Origin of the sequence: Streptomyces zaehneri (assembly GCF_032248645.1) — a bacterium.
Taxonomy (GTDB): domain Bacteria; phylum Actinomycetota; class Actinomycetes; order Streptomycetales; family Streptomycetaceae; genus Streptomyces; species Streptomyces coriariae.
In genome coordinates, this window is the sequence record NZ_JASTTJ010000030.1 from 54,656 (window position 1) to 68,612 (window position 13,957).

15 protein-coding genes are annotated in these 13,957 nt (G+C 71.1%); 8 read left to right on the forward strand and 7 right to left on the reverse strand.

Annotated features, from left to right (window positions below; genetic code table 11):
- Positions 1-176: 176 nt before the first annotated feature.
- From nhaA to QQM72_RS35770, 4 genes are all read left to right on the forward strand, one after another.
- Positions 177-1,634, forward strand: a complete 1,458-nt coding sequence (nhaA, locus tag QQM72_RS35755) for a Na+/H+ antiporter NhaA (protein WP_314224994.1) — start codon at positions 177-179, stop codon at positions 1,632-1,634.
- Between the two features lie 98 nt (positions 1,635-1,732).
- Complete coding sequence (locus tag QQM72_RS35760) at positions 1,733-2,221, forward strand: phage holin family protein (protein WP_057601216.1); 489 nt, start codon at positions 1,733-1,735, stop codon at positions 2,219-2,221.
- Complete coding sequence (locus QQM72_RS35765) at positions 2,218-3,168, forward strand: alpha/beta fold hydrolase (RefSeq protein ID WP_314224954.1); 951 nt, start codon at positions 2,218-2,220, stop codon at positions 3,166-3,168. Before QQM72_RS35760 ends, QQM72_RS35765 begins: the two co-directional genes overlap by 4 nt.
- A gap of 127 nt (positions 3,169-3,295) precedes the next feature.
- Positions 3,296-3,478 carry a hypothetical protein gene (locus QQM72_RS35770; RefSeq protein ID WP_078615678.1) on the forward strand — a complete coding sequence of 61 codons (183 nt, stop codon included), beginning with the start codon at positions 3,296-3,298 and terminating at the stop codon, positions 3,476-3,478.
- Between the two features lie 76 nt (positions 3,479-3,554).
- On the opposite strand, the gene QQM72_RS35775 is transcribed toward QQM72_RS35770, so the two are convergent.
- The 3 genes from QQM72_RS35775 to nth form a co-directional block, all read right to left on the reverse strand.
- Positions 3,555-4,754: a MarP family serine protease gene (locus tag QQM72_RS35775; RefSeq protein ID WP_314224955.1), complete on the reverse strand. Its 1,200-nt coding sequence runs from the start codon at positions 4,752-4,754 to the stop codon at positions 3,555-3,557.
- Positions 4,755-4,874: 120 nt separating this feature from the next.
- Positions 4,875-5,570: an NUDIX hydrolase gene (locus tag QQM72_RS35780; RefSeq protein ID WP_314224956.1), complete on the reverse strand. Its 696-nt coding sequence runs from the start codon at positions 5,568-5,570 to the stop codon at positions 4,875-4,877.
- A gap of 220 nt (positions 5,571-5,790) precedes the next feature.
- Complete coding sequence (gene nth / locus QQM72_RS35785; protein WP_314224957.1) at positions 5,791-6,762, reverse strand: endonuclease III; 972 nt, start codon at positions 6,760-6,762, stop codon at positions 5,791-5,793.
- Positions 6,763-7,091: 329 nt separating this feature from the next.
- Here nth and QQM72_RS35790 point away from each other — a divergent pair, with 329 nt between their 5' ends.
- Both QQM72_RS35790 and QQM72_RS35795 read left to right on the forward strand, forming a co-directional pair.
- Entirely contained in the window at positions 7,092-7,766 is a 675-nt protein-coding gene (locus QQM72_RS35790; RefSeq protein WP_020129286.1) for a Crp/Fnr family transcriptional regulator, read from the forward strand.
- 130 nt (positions 7,767-7,896) lie between these two features.
- Complete coding sequence (locus tag QQM72_RS35795) at positions 7,897-8,715, forward strand: nucleotidyltransferase domain-containing protein (protein WP_314224958.1); 819 nt, start codon at positions 7,897-7,899, stop codon at positions 8,713-8,715.
- A gap of 14 nt (positions 8,716-8,729) precedes the next feature.
- Here the strand turns inward: QQM72_RS35795 and QQM72_RS35800 are convergent, their stop codons facing one another.
- From QQM72_RS35800 to QQM72_RS35815, 4 genes are all read right to left on the reverse strand, one after another.
- Entirely contained in the window at positions 8,730-9,584 is an 855-nt protein-coding gene (locus tag QQM72_RS35800) for an MBL fold metallo-hydrolase (RefSeq protein WP_314224959.1), read from the reverse strand.
- Between the two features lie 160 nt (positions 9,585-9,744).
- Positions 9,745-10,650 (reverse strand): NUDIX hydrolase, encoded by a 906-nt coding sequence (locus tag QQM72_RS35805; protein ID WP_314224960.1) that lies wholly within the window; start codon positions 10,648-10,650, stop codon positions 9,745-9,747.
- A 174-nt stretch (positions 10,651-10,824) separates the two neighbouring features.
- Positions 10,825-11,289, reverse strand: a complete 465-nt coding sequence (locus QQM72_RS35810; protein WP_020129282.1) for a RidA family protein — start codon at positions 11,287-11,289, stop codon at positions 10,825-10,827.
- Positions 11,286-11,444, reverse strand: coding sequence for a DUF4177 domain-containing protein (locus QQM72_RS35815; protein ID WP_020129281.1), 159 nt, complete (start codon positions 11,442-11,444; stop codon positions 11,286-11,288). The genes QQM72_RS35810 and QQM72_RS35815 overlap by 4 nt, the downstream gene beginning before the upstream one ends.
- A 120-nt stretch (positions 11,445-11,564) precedes the next feature.
- Between QQM72_RS35815 and QQM72_RS35820 the strand changes: the two genes are divergently transcribed.
- Together QQM72_RS35820 and QQM72_RS35825 are read left to right on the forward strand one after the other, a co-directional pair.
- Positions 11,565-12,542: an ArsA-related P-loop ATPase gene (locus tag QQM72_RS35820; RefSeq protein ID WP_314224961.1), complete on the forward strand. Its 978-nt coding sequence runs from the start codon at positions 11,565-11,567 to the stop codon at positions 12,540-12,542.
- Complete coding sequence (locus QQM72_RS35825) at positions 12,539-13,957, forward strand: ArsA family ATPase (protein ID WP_314224962.1); 1,419 nt, start codon at positions 12,539-12,541, stop codon at positions 13,955-13,957. Before QQM72_RS35820 ends, QQM72_RS35825 begins: the two co-directional genes overlap by 4 nt.

Here is a 13,957-nt window from a genome sequence, read left to right on the forward strand (position 1 = left end):
TAGGGCACCCCGCGACGCAGCGCCGGGTGCCCTGCCGCGCCGGGTGCCCTTTTCACCCCTACCGTGGGGATCACCGGATTCCTCCTGGCGCACTTTAGGTAGGCTGAAGAAAAAGGTGCGCCGGGAAGTCTGGTCGGCATGTGCTCACTGCTGCCCACCGCCCGGAGGCCCCCACCGTGTCCGCGCCCCGCAACACCGCCCCCCGCAAGGTCTTCGGACGGCTGTCCCTGCCCGAGCGGAACTTCGTCGCGGAGGCGCTGCGCGCCGAGACAGTCGGTGGTGTGCTGCTGCTCGCCGCCGCCGTCGCGGCGCTGATCTGGGCAAACGCACCCGGGCTGCACGACAGCTACGAGAGCGTCAGCCACTTCCACTTCGGTCCCGCGGCCCTCGGACTGCACCTCTCCGTCGCACACTGGGCGGCCGACGGCCTGCTCGCGATCTTCTTCTTCGTCGCCGGTATCGAACTCAAGCGAGAACTCGTCGCCGGGGACCTCAAGGACCCCAGGGCCGCCGCGCTCCCCGTGGCGGCCGCGCTGAGCGGGATGGCCGTACCCGCGCTCGTCTACACGCTCACCAACCTCAGCGGCGGTGGCTCGTTGGCCGGCTGGGCGGTGCCCACGGCCACCGACATCGCGTTCGCGCTCGCCGTGCTCGCCGTCATCGGCACGTCCCTGCCGAGCGCGCTGCGCGCCTTCCTGCTCACTCTCGCGGTCGTCGACGACCTGTTCGCGATCCTGATCATCGCGGTCTTCTTCACGAGCACCATCGACTTCGTGGCGCTGGGCGGCGCGGCCGTCGGCCTCCTCGTGTTCTGGCTGCTGCTGCGCAAGGGCGTGACCGGCTGGTACGTCTACGTCCCCCTCGCGCTCGTCATCTGGGCGCTGATGTACAACAGCGGCGTGCACGCGACGATCGCCGGCGTCGCGATGGGCCTGATGCTGCGCTGCACGACGCGCGAGGGCGAGGAGCACTCCCCCGGCGAGCGGATCGAGCACCTCGTCCGGCCCCTCTCCGCAGGGCTCGCGGTGCCACTGTTCGCCCTGTTCAGCGCCGGTGTGGCGATCTCGGGCAACGCGATCGGGGATGTCTTCGGCAAGCCGGAGACGCTCGGCGTCGTCCTCGGTCTCGTCGTCGGCAAGACGATCGGCATCTTCGGCGGGACCTGGCTGACCGCCCGCTTCACCCGCGCCTCGCTGAGCGAGGACCTCGCCTGGGCGGACGTCTTCGCCGTCGCGTCCCTCGCCGGCATCGGCTTCACCGTGTCGTTGCTGATCGGGGAGCTCGCCTTCGAGGGCGACGCGGTCCTGACCGACGAGGTGAAAGCCGCCGTCCTGCTGGGCTCGCTGATCGCGGCGACCCTCGCGACGGTCCTGCTGAAGCTGCGCAACGCCGAATACCGCCGGATGTGGGAGGCCGAGGAGCGCGACGACGACCTCGACGGCATCCCGGACGTGTACGAGGAGGACGACCCGGCCTACCACCTGCGGATGGCGGAGATCTACGACCGCAAGGCCGCCGGGCACCGCCGCCGAGCCGAGGAGATCGCCCGCGAGAGCGGCCGTGAGGACGCTCTCGGAGAGGCTCAGGGGGAGCCCGGGAAGGGGCCGACACGCGCCACGGGCCTGCCGAAGTGACGGGCGGGGCAGGCGGGGAAGGCAACCGTCCGGCATGATCTGACGGGACGGTACAAAAGAAGCCAGAAGCAGCACAGCAGCAGAAGAGGGAGAACGCGATGAGCGCACCCGACGGCAGCCCGGTCGGCGCCGAACGCAGCATCGGCCAGCTGTTCGCCTCGGCGACGACCGAATTGTCTGCGCTGGTGCACGACGAGATCGCGCTGGCGAAGGCGCAGCTGAAGCAGGACGTCAAACGGGGAGCGACGAGCGGTGGGGCGTTCTCGGTGGCCGGCGCGGTCCTGCTGTTCTCCCTTCCGATGCTCAACTTCGCCCTGGCGTACGGCATTCGGACCTGGAGTGACTGGAACCTCGCGATCTGCTTCCTGCTCTCCTTCGCGGCGAACGTGCTCGTCGCGCTCGTGCTCGTCCTGATCGGCGTGGTCTTCGCGAAGAAGGCGCAGAAGAGCAAGGGCCCGCAGAAGGTCGCCGCGTCGATGAAGGCGTCGGCGGGCGTCCTCCAGAACGCCAAGCCGCACCCGCGGCCCGAGCTCCCGCAGGACCGGGTCCCGGAGGCCATCGAGGCTGTGGCACGCTCGTCGTCATGACGGACCCCGCCACCCCTCCGGCCCAGCCCGCTTCGGTCGTACGGCCGGACGCCGTCTGCGGCGTGCAGGTCACCCATCGCGAGGTCGCCGCGAACGGTGCCCGCTTCCACATCGCCGAGGTCGGCGACGGTCCGCTGGTCATGCTCGTCCACGGTTTCCCGCAGTTCTGGTGGACGTGGCGGCACCAGCTGGTCGCACTGGCCGACGCGGGGTTCCGGGCTGTCGCGATGGACCTGCGGGGCGTGGGCGGCAGCGACCGCACGCCGCGCGGCTACGATCCGGCCAACCTCGCCCTCGACATCACCGGTGTGATCCGCTCCCTGGGCGAGCCGGACGCCGCGCTGGTCGGCCACGACCTGGGCGGCTATCTGGCGTGGACGGCGGCCGTGATGCGCCCCAAGCTCGTCCGCAGGCTCGCCGTCTCCTCGATGCCGCATCCGCGGCGCTGGCGCTCGGCGATGCTCGCCGACGTCCGGCAGACGACCGCGAGCTCCCACATCTGGGGATTCCAGCGGCCGTGGATCCCCGAACGGCAGCTCACCGCCGACGACGGCGAACTGGTGGGCCGGCTGATCCGGGACTGGTCCGGGCCGCGGCTGCCGGAGGACGAGGCGGTGGAGACCTACCAGCGGGCCATGTGCATCCCCTCCACCGCGCACTGCGCCGTCGAGCCGTACCGGTGGCTGGTGCGCTCGATGGCCCGGCCGGACGGCGTCCAGTTCTACCGGCGCATGAAGCGGCCCGTGCGTGTGCCCACGCTGCATCTGCACGGGTCCCTCGATCCGGTGATGCGCACCCGGAGCGCGGCAGGCTCCGGGGAGTACGTCGAAGCGCCGTACCGCTGGCGGCTGTTCGACGGGCTCGGCCACTTCCCGCACGAAGAGGATCCGGTCGCTTTCTCGACCGAACTGGTCAATTGGCTGAAGGATCCCGAGCCCGATCGGTGACCACGCCGTCGCGCCCGGCACCCGGTTCTGAACGTCTGTACGACGAACAGCCAAATGCCCGGCGCATAGGCCAATTGGCCGCTCCGATAACGGTTATCGACCTTGGGGCAGGGGCAGACGTCGGTGTATGGGCTGGACGCACGACTACAGTGACGCACCACGCAACCGCCGCTCGGCCAACGGCCTGAGCCCCCACCAACGAGGTGCCGACCCGCAACTGCCGGGCTCAGACCTGCGGGTGGGTATTCCGCGCATCCTGCGCCGCCGGGCCCGCTGGGTCTCGGTCCGCCTGCGTCACCCTCGAGGCTGACCCGGCAGAGGATCGCCGAAGGGGCCCTGCGCGGGCCCCTGTGCGACCTCCTCAGCGGGGTGCTCCCGACGGTTCCTCAAAGGGCGCAGCTGTCACTGTCCACCTGCTGGCCCGCGGTACGCCCCTCGGTGATGTCCCGCTGGATCTCGTCCGCGGTGAGGGCGTAGCCGGTCTCGGCGTCGTCGAGGGACTTCGCGAAGACCACGCCGTACACCTTGCCGTCCGGGGTGAGCAGCGGTCCTCCGGAGTTGCCCTGACGGACCGTCGTGAACAGCGAGTACACGTCACGGCGCACAGTGGTGCGGTGGTAGATGTCCGGGCCGTTGGCCGTGATACGACCACGCACACGCGCGGCACGGACGTCGTACGACCCGTTCTCCGGGAACCCGGCGATGATCGCGTCGTCGCTGCTCACCGCGTCCTTGGCGGTGAACTGCAGTACGGGCGCGTCCAGATCCGGTACGTCCAGGACGGCGATGTCGCGCTTCCAGTCGTACAGGACGACCTTGGCGTCGTACTTGCGGCCCTCGCCGCCTATCTGGACGGTGGGTTCGTCGACCCCGCCCACGACGTGCGCGTTGGTCATGACGCGGCGCTCGCCGAAGACGAAGCCGGTGCCCTCCAGAACCTTGCCGCAGCTCTCCGCGGTGCCCATGACCTTGACGATGGAACGCTGCGCGCGCTTGGCCACCGCACTGTTCGCCAAGGCCGGGTCGGGCGGCTGGACGTCGGGGATCGGCTCGTTGGAGAACGGGCTGAAGACCTGCGGGAAGCCGTTCTGCGCGAGGACGGAGGAGAAGTCGGCGAACCAGGTGTCGGCCTGGTCGGGCAGCGCGTCGGACACCCCGTGCAGCACCCTGGAGCTACGGACCTCCTTGCCCAGCGTGGGCAGGGTGGTACCGGCGAGGGCGGACCCGATCAACCACGCCACCAGCAGCATCGCCACGACGTTGACCAGCGCGCCGCCGGTCGCGTCCAGCGCGCGGGCCGGTGACCAGGTGATGTAACGGCGCAGCTTGTTGCCGAGGTGGGTGGTGAGCGCCTGGCCGATCGAGGCGCAGACGATCACGACGATGACCGCGACGACGGCGGCCGTGGTGCTCACCTCTGCGTTGTCGGTCAGCGCGTCCCAGATCACGGGCAGCAGGTAGACGGCGACGAGGCCGCCCCCCAGGAAACCGATCACCGACAGGATGCCGACGACGAAGCCCTGGCGGTAGCCGACGACCGCGAACCAGACGGCCGCAACCAACAACAGGATGTCCAGCACGTTCACCGCTTCGCGCCTCGCCTCATCAATTCGCGGTCACCACAGGTCGGCCGGGGGTCCGACCCGCCGCGAAGCGGCGATGGGGCAGAGCTTCCCCCGGGCAGACACAGCACGGTGGACACCCTGTCATGACCGCCAGTCGAGCGGGACCTGCTTCTCGCGGTCCCAGGGATGCTCCCAGCCCGCGAAGTGCAGCAGGCGGTCGATCACCCCGGCCGTGAAACCCCACACAAGGGCGGATTCGACCAGAAATGCCGGGCCGCGGTGGCCACTGGGGTGCACGGTCATGGCGCGGTTCTCCGCGTCCGTGAGATCCGCCACGGGAACGGTGAAGACGCGGGCCGTCTCCGCCGGGTCGACGACGCCGACCGGGCTCGGCTCGCGCCACCAGCCCAGGACCGGGGTGACGACGAAGCCGCTGACCGGGATGTAGAGCTTGGGCAGCACGCCGAAGAGCTGGACGCCGGCCGGATCGAGCCCGGTCTCCTCCTCGGCCTCGCGAAGCGCGGCCCGCAGCGGCCCGTCACCGTGCGGGTCGCCGTCCTCCGGGTCGAGGGCGCCGCCCGGGAAGGAGGGCTGGCCGGCGTGGGAGCGCAGGGAACTGGCGCGCTCCATGAGCAGCAGCTCGGGGCCGCGCTCGCCCTCGCCGAACAGGATCAGGACGGCCGACTGGCGCCCCGCGCCGTTCTCCGGGGGCAGGAAGCGGCTGAGCTGGAGCGGCTGGACCGTCTCCACCGCGTGCACCACCGGGTCCAGCCAGGCGGGCAGGCCCTCTTTGCTGAGCGTCACCGCACCGCCCTGCGTGTTGCTCGCGCGTGTCATCGCCACACCACCCCCCGTTCTGCCCTCTCCAACGCCCGGGAACCGACAGATCGTTCCGCCTGCCGTCCCCCGATCGCGCGTGTACTGCGTGTCCCGTGTGTCCTGCGGGTCATTCGCGTCGCGCGGGTCGCATGTGTCCTGCGGGTCGTACGAGTCGCACGGGTCGCGGGCATACGTAGGCCGGTGCGGACCGCCGTCCGCTCTTCCGTCAGCCCTTCCGTCATCCGGCCCCCAGCGGCGGGGCCGGCCTGCCGCCCGCGTCCAGGTAGGACTGGGGCGGGTTCAGGCGCTGGCCGGGGAAGCCGCCCTTCTCGTACTTCAGGAGCTCCTTCGCCTTCTCCGGGTCCGTCTCGCCCTCGCCGTACGCCGGGCAGAGCGGGGCGATGGGGCAGGCGCCGCAGGCGGGCTTGCGGGCGTGGCAGATGCGGCGGCCGTGGAAGATCACGTGGTGCGAGAGCATCGTCCAGTCACTCTTGGGGAAGAGCGCGCCGACGGCCGCCTCGATCTTGTCGGGCTCGGTCGCCTCGGTCCACTTCCAGCGCCGTACGAGCCGCTGGAAGTGCGTGTCCACGGTGATCCCGGGCCGGCCGAACGCGTTCCCCAGCACCACGAAGGCGGTCTTGCGACCGACGCCGGGCAGCTTGACCAGGTCCTCGAGCCGACCGGGGACCTCCCCGCCGAACTCCTCGACCAGGGCCTTGGACAGACCCATCACCGACTTGGTCTTGGCCCGGAAGAACCCGGTGGGGCGGAGGATCTCCTCTACCTCCTGCGGGTCTGCGGCGGCCAGATCCTCGGGGGTGGGGTACTTGGCGAAGAGGGCGGGGGTCGTCTGGTTCACCCGGAGGTCGGTGGTCTGGGCGGACAGGACCGTGGCGACCACCAGTTGGAAGGGGTTCTCGAAGTCCAGTTCGGGGTGGGCGTAGGGATAGACCTCGGCGAGCTCGCGGTTGACGCGTCGGGCACGACGGACGAGAGCGGTGTGGGACTCGGGCTTCCTGACAGCGGCGCCCTTGCTCGCCCCCTTGCCCGCGCTCCTGCTCGCGGCACCTTTGCTCGCGGCGCCTTTGCTCACGGCGTCCTTGCCCGCACCCCGCCCGGCCGCGACCTTCTCGACGGCCGCTTTACCGCTGTCGGCCTCTTCCCCGCTGACGGCCGTGTTCCCACTGACGGCCGCTTTCTTCGCAGGCATTTCGTTTGTCACCTTTGCCGTTTTCCTGCCACCGCCGGGGTCTTGTTCGCCCACAGCGGAAACGCGACGTACAACCACCCGCCCAGCCCCCTTGGCCTGTGCTCTCACCGGCGATTTGGACACTCGGCCAGCCTAAAGCCCGGCACCGACATCCGCTCCGGACCCTGAAGATCGGCCCCCAATTGGACCCCTGCCGCTTACCTCGGGACACGTGTGCGGCATCCTTGTGACAGATCACACTGTTTGGACCGTCCAGCAAAATGGGGAACACGGACCCCTGGTAAGCGGGGGAGCAAGATCCCCTGAGCAGGTCGACAAGGAGAGAACTCGTGGACGACGTTCTGCGGCGCAACCCGCTCTTCGCGGCACTCGACGACGAGCAGGCCGCGGAACTGCGCGCCTCCATGAGCGAGGTGACCCTGGCCCGTGGTGACTCCCTCTTCCACGAGGGCGACCCGGGCGACCGGCTCTATGTCGTCACCGAGGGCAAGGTCAAGCTGCACCGCACTTCCCCGGACGGCCGGGAGAACATGCTGGCCGTGGTGGGTCCCAGCGAGCTCATCGGAGAGCTGTCGCTCTTCGACCCGGGTCCGCGCACGGCGACGGCCACCGCCCTCACCGAGGTCAAGCTCCTCGGTCTCGGTCACGGCGACCTCCAGCCCTGGCTGAACGCCCGGCCCGAGGTGGCCACCGCGCTGCTGCGCGCCGTCGCCCGGCGCCTGCGCAAGACCAACGACGCCATGTCCGACCTGGTCTTCTCGGACGTCCCCGGCCGCGTGGCCCGCGCCCTGCTGGACCTCTCGCGCCGCTTCGGCGTGCAGTCCGAAGAGGGCATCCACGTCGTCCACGACCTGACGCAGGAGGAGCTGGCCCAGCTCGTCGGCGCCTCGCGCGAGACCGTGAACAAGGCGCTGGCGGACTTCGCCCAGCGCGGGTGGCTGCGCCTGGAGGCGCGGGCGGTCATCCTGCTGGACGTGGAGCGACTGGCCAAGCGCTCTCGCTAGGTGCCGGACCGCTGCGCGAGGTGAGACGGTCGGTGTGACCGTCTCGGTGGGCTGCCCGCCCCCATGCCCCCGCTCCGGTCCTTGAGAGGCCTCCTCAAGCGCCGCACCAGCTGGTCGGCACAGTGCTCCCATGACTGAAGCGGTTTCCTCCCGAGGGCTCGACTCCCAAGGACACATCGCCCGCGAAGGCTCCCTCGCGCGCGTGGCGGATGCTTTTCGGCCGGTCGTCGTGGCGGCCCGGGACCGGATCCCGGGCGTTTTCGGAGCCCGGCTGCACAGCGCGTACCTCTACGGATCGATTCCGCGCGGTACCGCGCGCGAGGGCCGCAGCGATCTGGACCTTCTGGTGATCCTGCGTGAGGAGCCGACCGACGCGGACCGGGCCGACGGCCGTGCGCTCGACGAGGCCCTCGACAAGGAGTTTCCGCAGATCGACGGCGGCGGCACTCTGCTGGTCGGCCACGCACGCGTGCTGAGCGACCTGGAGAGGCACGACCTGGGGTGGTTCCTGGCCTGCCTCTGCACGCCGCTGCTCGGGGAGGACCTCGCCGAGCACCTCCCCCGCTACCGCCCGGATTCCCTGCTCGCGCGCGAGACCAACGGCGACCTCGCCCTGCTCCTGCCGCGCTGGCGTGATCGCATCGCCTCGGCGGGCGACTCCGAGGAGGTCCTGCGGCCCCTCGTCCGGTTCATGTCCCGCCACCTCGTGCGCACCGCGTTCACGCTCGTCATGCCCCGCTGGAACGGCTGGACGAGCGACCTCTACGAGATGGCGGAGGCCTTCGGCGCCTACTACCCGCAGCGCGCGGAGCAGCTGCGGACGGCGGCCGTCCTCGGCTACGAGCCGAGCGGCGACCGCGCCGTCCTCACGTACTACGTCGACGACCTCGGCCCCTGGCTCGCCGAGGAGTACGCGCGCGTGCACGGTGTGAAGGCCGACAGGCCGTAGGAACCCCGGTCTCCTCACTCAGGAGACCAGGCCCACCCTTGGATGAGCCCGTGCTCCCTCAGGTATTCCAGCTGCGCCCGCACGGACAGCTCCGCGGCCGGCCACAGGGAGCGGTCGACGTCGGCGTACACATGGGCGACGACCTCGGCGGGGGTGCGATAGCCGTTCTCGACGGCCGTCTCGACCTGGGCGAGGCGGTGGGCCCGGTGGGCGAGATAGAACTCCACGACGCCCTGTGCGTCCTCCAGGACCGGTCCGTGGCCCGGCAGGACGGTGTGGACGCCGTCGTCGACCGCGAGGGACCTCAGCCGCCGCAGGGAGTCCAGGTAGTCGCCCAGGCGGCCGTCGGGATGCGCGACGACGGTCGTGCCACGGCCGAGGACCGTGTCGCCGGTCAGCACGGCCCGGTCGGCCGGGAGGTGGAAGCAGAGCGAGTCGGCGGTGTGGCCGGGGGTCGGGACGACCCGCAGCTCCAGGCCGCCCACCGTGATCACGTTCCCGGCGGCCAGGCCCTCCTCACCCAGCCGCAGCGCCGGGTCCAGGGCCCGCACCTTGGTGCCGGTCAGTCCGGCGAAGCGGGCGGCGCCCTCGGCGTGGTCGGGGTGGCCGTGCGTCAGCAGGGTCAGGGCCACGCGCTTGCCGGCCCGCTCGGCGGTGTCGACGACCGCGCGCAGGTGGCCGTCGTCCAGCGGGCCCGGGTCGATCACGACCGCCAGGTCGGAGTCGGGCTCGGAGACGAGCCAGGTGTTCGTGCCGTCCAGGGTCATCGCGGACGCGTTCGGCGCGAGGACGTTGACCGCGCGCGGGGTGGCCGGGCCGGAGAGGACTCCGCCTCGCGGCTGGCCGGGGAGAGCGGCTGCGTCGGTCATGCGAAGGGGCCTTCCATAGGGCTGGGCGGAACGTCACCCGGGCGGCGGACGGCCGGCGCGGCACGCCGAGGCGCTCCAGGCGGCACGAGAGGCCCGCGAAGGACCCGCCCCACGGCCGGCCGGCCTCGACCGCTCGCGCCCGTCCGCCCACGGATGTCCGTCATACGGTGCCCCCGCCCGTCGCGTCGGCCGCACCGCTCACTCCGGTCGCCCCGGTCGGGATGTGCTTGGTGAACTCGTCGTGCCCCGGCCACGACAGCACGACCTCGCCCTCCTCCAGGCGCGCCTGCGCCAGGACGGGCGTCAGGTCGAGGCCGGGGGCCGCGGCGAGCGCATCGGCGGCCGTGCCGTACGGGACGAGCCGACGCAGGGTCGCGATGGTGGGCGGCATCATCAGCAGCTCGCCCTTGTCGTACGAGGCCGCCGCGTCCGCCGGGCGGATCCACACCGTGCGGTCGGCCTCGGTGGAGGCGTTGCGGGTGCGCTGGCCCTCGGGCAGCGCGGCCACGAAGAACCAGGTGTCGTAGCGACGGGACTCGAACTCCGGGGTGATCCAACGCGTCCAGGCGCCGAGAAGATCGGAGCGCAGGACCAGGCCGCGGCGGTCGAGGAACTCGGCGAAGGACAGTTCACGGGCGGCCACGGCGACCCGGTCCGCCTCCCAGTCGGCGCCCGTGGTGTCACCGACGACGGAATCGGGCGTGAGCCCGGCGAGCAGGACGCCCGCCTCCTCGTAGGTCTCGCGTACGGCCGCGCAGACGATCGCCTGGGCCGCCGTCTCGTCGACACCGAGCCGCTCGGCCCACCACGCGCGCGTGGGGCCCGCCCAGCGGACGTGAAGGTCGTCGTCGCGCGGGTCGACGCCGCCGCCGGGATAGGCGTACGCGCCTCCGGCGAAGGCCATGGAGGCGCGTCTGCGCAGCATGTGGACGACAGGGCCGCCGGCGGTGTCCTTCAGGAGCATGACGGTGGCCGCGCGCTTCGGGACGACCGGGGTGAGGGTGCCGTCCGCGAGCGCGCGGATGCGTTCCGGCCAGTCCTGGGGGAACCACTGCCCATTCGCCATGGGCGCGAGGCTATCCCGTGGTGCGCGAATGTTCGAGGGGCACCCGAGGTCAGGGGCGTCCACGGGTGTCTGCGGTGTGTCCGGGGGGACGCTTCCGGGATGCCTGGCGCGGCACCCGGGAGAGGCGTCCGCAAGGCGCCCACGGATCGAAGGCGCCTACGGGACGGAAAGCGCCTACGGGACGAGTTCCACCTGGATCTCGACCTCCACGGGCGCGTCCAGCGGGAGCACCGCGACGCCCACCGCGCTGCGCGCGTGCACGCCCTTGTCGCCGAGAACCTCGCCCAGCAGTTCGCTCGCGCCGTTGAGGACAGCGGGCTGGCCGGTGAAGTCCGAGGCCGACGCCACAAAGCCGACGACCTTCACCACGCGCGCGATGCGGTCCAGGTCGCCCGCGACCGACTTGACGGCGGCCAGGGCGTTCAGCGCGCAGGTGCGGGCCAGCTCCTTGGCCTCCTCGGGGGTGACCTCGGCGCCGACCTTGCCGGTGATCGGCAGCTTGCCGTCCACCATGGGCAGCTGGCCGGCCGTGTACACGTACGGGCCGGACTGCACGGCCGGCTGGTAGGCCGCGAGGGGCGGCACGACCGCCGGCAGGGTCAGCCCCAGCTCGGCGAGCCTCGTCTCGACCGCGCTCACGCCTTCGCCCGCTTCAGGTAGGCGACGAGCTGCTCCGGGTTGTTCGGCCCTGGCACGACCTGGACGAGCTCCCAGCCGTCCTCGCCCCAGGTGTCCAGAATCTGCTTCGTTGCGTGGACGAGCAGCGGCACGGTTGCGTATTCCCACTTGGTCATGGGGCCGACTGTATCCGCTGTCGCCCGAGGGCCCGTTCCCCAGGCCATGTGGCCGATATCAACCCCCCTTGTCCACAGCCTCCCGATTGCCTCGGGCGCCGAATGGTTACGCTCGAAGACGTGAGCAGGCTCCAGGTCGTCAGCGGTAAGGGCGGGACCGGCAAGACGACGGTCGCCGCGGCCCTCGCGCTGGCCCTCGCCACGGCAGGGAAGCGAACGCTTCTCGTCGAGGTGGAGGGCCGGCAGGGCATCGCACAGCTCTTCGAGACACAGGCGTTGCCCTATGAGGAACGGAAGATCGCCGTCGCCTCGGGGGGCGGTGAGGTATACGCACTGGCCATCGATCCCGAACTGGCCCTTCTGGACTACCTCCAGATGTTCTACAAACTGGGAGGCGCCGGACGGGCACTGAAGAAGCTCGGCGCCATCGACTTCGCCACCACCATCGCGCCCGGCCTGAGGGACGTCCTCCTCACCGGCAAGGCGTGCGAGGCGGTACGGCGCAAGGACAAGAACGGGCGGTTCGTGTACGACTACGTCGTCATGGACGCCCCGCCCACGGGCCGCATCACCCGCTTCCTGAACGTCAACGACGAGGTCGCCGGGCTGGCCAGGATCGGCCCGATACACAATCAGGCACAGGCCGTTATGCGGGTGCTGAAGTCGTCCGAGACGGCCGTGCACCTGGTGACGCTGCTCGAGGAGATGCCCGTCCAGGAGACCGCCGACGGCATCGCCGAGCTGCGGGCGGCGAAGCTGCCGGTGGGGCGGGTCATCGTCAACATGGTGCGGCCAGAGGTGCTGGACGAAGACGGTCTGGAACTCGTACGGACCGTGACTCGTTCTTCCGTTGCCCGGTCGTTGTCCGCCGCCGGGCTCGGCGGGGCGCGGCGCGGGGGGCACGCCGAGCGGCTGGTGGATCCGCTCCTTCAGCAGGCCGCGGAATACGCCGAGCGGTACGCGCTGGAGCACGAGCAGCGCGCGGTCCTCGGCGAACTCGACCTGCCGCTCCACGAACTGCCTTTGCTCGCCGAGGGCTTGGACCTCGCGGGCCTGTACCAGCTCGCCAACGAACTGCGGAAACAGGGGATCGCATGAGTCCGGACCAGGCTCACGACCAGGGAAGCACCCGGCACCGTCTCTCTCCCGCGCCCGTGCTGGACCTCGATCCGCTGCTCGACGACCCGGCGACCCGCATCGTGGTGTGCTGCGGCTCCGGCGGCGTCGGCAAGACGACCACGGCGGCGGCGCTGGGGCTCAGGGCGGCCGAGCGGGGCCGCAAGGTGGTGGTCCTCACCATCGACCCGGCCCGCCGGCTCGCCCAGTCCATGGGCATCGACTCGCTGGACAACACCCCGCGCCGCGTCAAGGGCGTCGAGGGGGACGGCGAACTGCACGCCATGATGCTCGACATGAAGCGCACCTTCGACGAGATCGTCGAGGCGCACGCGGACGGCGACCGGGCCGCCTCGATCCTGGGCAACCCGTTCTACCAGTCGCTCTCGGCGGGCTTCGCGGGCACGCAGGAGTACATGGCGATGGAGAAGCTGGGGCAACTGCGGGCGCAGGACGAATGGGACCTGATCGTCGTCGACACACCGCCGTCCCGCTCGGCGCTCGACTTCCTGGACGCGCCGAAGCGGCTCGGGTCGTTCCTGGACGGCAAGCTGATCCGCGTCCTGCTCGCGCCCGCCAAGGTCGGCGGCCGCGCGGGAATGAAGTTCCTGAACGTCGGGATGTCGATGATGACCGGCGCGCTCGGCAAGCTGCTCGGCGGGCAGCTGCTGAAGGACGTACAGACGTTCGTCGCGGCGATGGACTCGATGTTCGGCGGCTTCCGCACGCGCGCGGACGCCACGTACAAGCTGCTCCAGGCGCCAGGCACGGCGTTCCTGGTGGTGGCGGCTCCCGAGCGGGACGCGCTGCGGGAGGCCGCGTACTTCGTGGAGCGGCTGGCCGCCGAGGACATGCCGCTGGCCGGCCTGGTGCTGAACCGCGTGCACGGCAGCGGTGCCGCCCAGCTGTCCGCCGAGCGGGCGCTCGCCGCTGCGGAGAACCTCGACCTCGTCCATGCCCGCGCGGCGGAAAATCTTGAAGAGCCCCGCATTGTGGATCAGGACGGCGGGAAAGCTGGTCTTCGTAACTCTCCCGACACGTACGGCAGTTCAGAATCTCCCGCAACCGATCCGGAGCGCGACGCCCCCACCGGCGCGAACCGGCACACGGCCACCGACACGGGCCGGACAGCGAGCGCCGACGCGAACACCGGCGCGGACGCGGACCGGACCGTGGACGACCTCACCGCAGGCCTGCTGAGGCTGCACGCGGAACGCATGCACCTGCTCTCCCGCGAGCAGCGCACCCGTGACCGCTTCACCGCGCTGCACCCCGAGGTGGCGGTGTCCGAAGTGGCCGCGCTGCCCGGCGATGTGCACGACCTCACGGGCCTGCGGGACATCGGGAACCGGCTCGCGGCCAACCGGCCGGAGCTGCCCGAGACTGCCGACGCCTGA

What these genes read in the sequence shown, in the direction of transcription:
- QQM72_RS35765 (WP_314224954.1), top strand. Translation starts at nt 2,218, where the DNA reads ATGACGGACCCCGCCACCCCTCCGGCCCAGCCCGCTTCGGTCGTACGG.
- QQM72_RS35780 (WP_314224956.1), bottom strand. Translation starts at nt 5,570, where the DNA reads ATGACACGCGCGAGCAACACGCAGGGCGGTGCGGTGACGCTCAGCAAA.
- QQM72_RS35770 (WP_078615678.1), top strand. Translation starts at nt 3,296, where the DNA reads ATGGGCTGGACGCACGACTACAGTGACGCACCACGCAACCGCCGCTCG.
- QQM72_RS35825 (WP_314224962.1), top strand. Translation starts at nt 12,539, where the DNA reads ATGAGTCCGGACCAGGCTCACGACCAGGGAAGCACCCGGCACCGTCTC.
- nth (WP_314224957.1), bottom strand. Translation starts at nt 6,762, where the DNA reads ATGCCTGCGAAGAAAGCGGCCGTCAGTGGGAACACGGCCGTCAGCGGG.
- QQM72_RS35805 (WP_314224960.1), bottom strand. Translation starts at nt 10,650, where the DNA reads ATGGCGAATGGGCAGTGGTTCCCCCAGGACTGGCCGGAACGCATCCGC.
- QQM72_RS35800 (WP_314224959.1), bottom strand. Translation starts at nt 9,584, where the DNA reads ATGACCGACGCAGCCGCTCTCCCCGGCCAGCCGCGAGGCGGAGTCCTC.
- QQM72_RS35760 (WP_057601216.1), top strand. Translation starts at nt 1,733, where the DNA reads ATGAGCGCACCCGACGGCAGCCCGGTCGGCGCCGAACGCAGCATCGGC.
- QQM72_RS35815 (WP_020129281.1), bottom strand. Translation starts at nt 11,444, where the DNA reads ATGACCAAGTGGGAATACGCAACCGTGCCGCTGCTCGTCCACGCAACG.
- QQM72_RS35795 (WP_314224958.1), top strand. Translation starts at nt 7,897, where the DNA reads ATGACTGAAGCGGTTTCCTCCCGAGGGCTCGACTCCCAAGGACACATC.